This window comes from Cobetia sp., assembly GCF_983723665.1.
Window position 1 is genome coordinate 1 of sequence record NZ_CFDJES010000234.1, and the last position, 2839, is coordinate 2839.

A 2839-nucleotide genomic window follows, 5' to 3' on the forward strand; every position below is an offset into this window, starting at 1 on the left:
AGGAAGGCCTGGGATTGAGCCTGTTCGAGCGTCACCCCCATGGCCTGTTGTTGACGGCCGACGGCCAAGCCTTGCTGCCCAGTGCCGAGAAGACCTTGGCCAGCGCACGTGGCTTCGAGCAGGCCGCCGCGGCACTGCACAGCACAGTGCGCGGCAAGCTGCGCATCGGCACCATCGTCGACCCGGAATTCATTCGTCTGGGCAGCTTGCTGCGCCATCTTCTGGAACGCGCACCCAATCTGGAAACGGAACTCCATCACGGCATGAGCGGCTGCGTCCTCAAGGCGCTGCGCCAGAATGAACGGGAAATCGGCTTCTACCTCGCTCCCCCCGGAGAAGGCCCACGCGATGACTCCCTCTGTTATCGCGAGCTGGCATTCTTCGACTATTTCATTCTCGCCCCCAGCGGCTGGTCAGCGCGCCTGACGGACACTGACTGGCCTTCCCTGGCCGCCCTGCCGTGGATCGTGACGCCGGAAAACTCCGTTCACTCACGCCTGCTGGCGCATGCCATGCGTGACAGTCAGTGCACACCCCACCGCGTCGCGCAGGTGGATCAGGAAGTCTGCATGCTGGACCTGGTGCGCGCCGGCGTCGGGCTGACACTGGCTCGCGATGTACTGGCGCTGGCCGAGCGCCAGGAACGAGGCCTCAATATCGTGCCGGATACCCGCCTGCCCTGTGCCTTGAGTGTGGTGTGGCGTCACGACAAGCAACACGAGCCCTGTGTAGAAGCCGCTCTGCAAAGTCTCGAAGAGGTCTGGCCGTCCGAGTGAAGGAAGGTGGCCTCCCGAGATCGGACAGCAAGCGTCATGCTGACCAGAGAGGCCGGCGTGCATTCCGCGTTCTCCCTTCTTGCACTGCCATGCAGCACACTTGATCGCCTCGGAGCTCTGGTGTCAGGGCGCGGGGCTACTCCGTTGGCGCGGGATGGATTATGCTAGTCCTGATACTGAAAAAAGCCGCATGTCCCGCCAGAGGCCGAGGGAAGGCTCCTACTCATGCGCTAGCGAAGTATCCCCAGATGGCAGCACTGTCGAATCACAAGGTAATACAATGATAGATTTCAATAATAAAGGCTTTTTTAAACTCAAACAGAACGATGAATATGCCGAACGCGTCAATGACCTGCTGATCGAGGGCGAAGAAATCATTTCAGCCTATAAATCAATGCGTGACGGGGTCGTGTTTACCAACAAGCGTATTATCGCTGTCAATGTTCAAGGCTTGACCGGCAGCAAGAAAGATTTCACCTCGCTCCCCTACAAGAAGATTGAAACCTATTCCATCGAAACTTCCGGCACCTTTGATCTTGATTCAGAGCTCACGATCTATTTCTCGGCACTCGGTACGGTGAGATTTGAATTTACCGGCAAGACACGCCTTACCGAAATCTCGCAAGTCATCACCACCTATGTGTGTTGACTCCCTGCTGCTTCAGATGTGAATTCCTTTGATCAAACGGGGTTACCCAGATGAGTGACATGTCAGTCGACCAATTCGAAGAAAGCATGAAACGCGAACTCGACAAGTTCGTGCGTAGTACCAACAGAACCGCCAGCTCAACCTCCCGAGAGACCGCTCCTCGCGCGCGTCCTGAAGCACCCCGCGCCAGAGAAACCACCACGCCTCTCAAGGGGCTCAGAGTGACACTGGGCGTCAAGAACAAGCGGCTGGCATGGGAAGAGCCCTTCACGGTGCAGACTGACAGCATCTCCAAGGTTCAAGCCAAAATTCAGGCAGAGAAAGCGGCGCGCAAGGCCGGCTGGAAGATCATCAGCCATGTGATCGACTGGAATGACACCGAACGAGCTCCCGACGCTCGCTGACGACGCGCCAGCCGCTGACATCGGTTGTTCCGCTAGTTCATATCGATATTACCGAAAGGCAATTCTGTAGCACGCGGCATAGTCTCTGTAGACACATTCATTGTCTGGAGGGGGATATCGATGAAATACTTTGATGCATTATTCTCGTTGATCGCCGCGGTACTGGTCTCTGCACTACTCCCTTTTGAAGTGGAACAAGGCAATCGTTCTACCCCACAAGCACCGCATGAACGCTCTATTCTGGTGATAGAGGGATTGCTGAAGGAGAGTGAGGACAACGCATCGGTTGATACGTGAGTCACCATCACTGGATCATCGTGATAGCGAGTCGACTTGCGGCGTAAACGGACAATCCGGTCAATCGCCCGGATATTAACACGCTCATGCGCAGCGACTTCACTCGAGGAGGCCGAATGGCGGACATTCAACTACGTATTGAATTGATGGACACGGATCCCCTGGTCTGGCGTCGAGTCGTCGTGCCAGAAACGATCAATCTGCACCGACTACACGAGCTTATCCAGGACGTGATGGGGTGGGAGGAGCAACACCTCTACGAGTTTGAGTGTGACGGCCGCTACTACGCTGAACCCGACGACTTCAGCGAACGCCCCATTACCATGTCGCGAAATGCCAAGCTGAAGACCCTGGTGAATCGGGCCAAGGGGAATGACTTCCATTATCTCTATGATTTTGGCGATGACTGGAAACATCGCATTGTCATCGAAGCAACAGAGGTAGAGGCAGTATCCCCCTGTCCAAGATGGCTGGATGGTGCCATGGCGTGCCCGCCAGAGGATATCGGCGGTGTGCAGGGGTATGCTGCCCTGAAAGCCGCCAGTGCCGGCGAGCAGGATCCTCATGGTCACGAGCTACTTCAGATGCTGGGGGAAGACTTCTCGCCGGAGGCACTGGATGAGGAGGCCATTGAAGAGCACCTCATCCCCTTCCAGGCGGGCTTCAATCGCATGGCATGACTCAAGAGACAATAGCGGCCATTATTGAAGGTG

General features: G+C 56.4%; 5 protein-coding genes. All 5 read left to right on the top strand.

The features are described from left to right. Positions 1 to 776 (top strand): LysR family transcriptional regulator (locus AC4FAH_RS14270; protein ID WP_490246279.1); only part of this gene is annotated, 776 nt, incomplete at its 5' end. Between the two features lie 280 nt (positions 777 to 1056). Further along, positions 1057 to 1425: a PH domain-containing protein gene (locus AC4FAH_RS14275; RefSeq protein ID WP_024952722.1), complete on the top strand. Its 369-nt coding sequence runs from the start codon at positions 1057 to 1059 to the stop codon at positions 1423 to 1425. An 86-nt stretch (positions 1426 to 1511) separates the two neighbouring features. Then, positions 1512 to 1829: a hypothetical protein gene (locus AC4FAH_RS14280; RefSeq protein WP_213115207.1), complete on the top strand. Its 318-nt coding sequence runs from the start codon at positions 1512 to 1514 to the stop codon at positions 1827 to 1829. 120 nt (positions 1830 to 1949) lie between these two features. Further along, positions 1950 to 2126, top strand: a complete 177-nt coding sequence (locus AC4FAH_RS14285) for a hypothetical protein (protein ID WP_156941181.1) — start codon at positions 1950 to 1952, stop codon at positions 2124 to 2126. 116 nt (positions 2127 to 2242) lie between these two features. Beyond that, the gene (locus AC4FAH_RS14290) at positions 2243 to 2806 is read left to right on the top strand and encodes a plasmid pRiA4b ORF-3 family protein (protein ID WP_213115208.1); all 564 of its coding nucleotides are present in this window, start codon (positions 2243 to 2245) and stop codon (positions 2804 to 2806) included. The last annotated feature ends 33 nt before the right edge of the window (positions 2807 to 2839 follow it).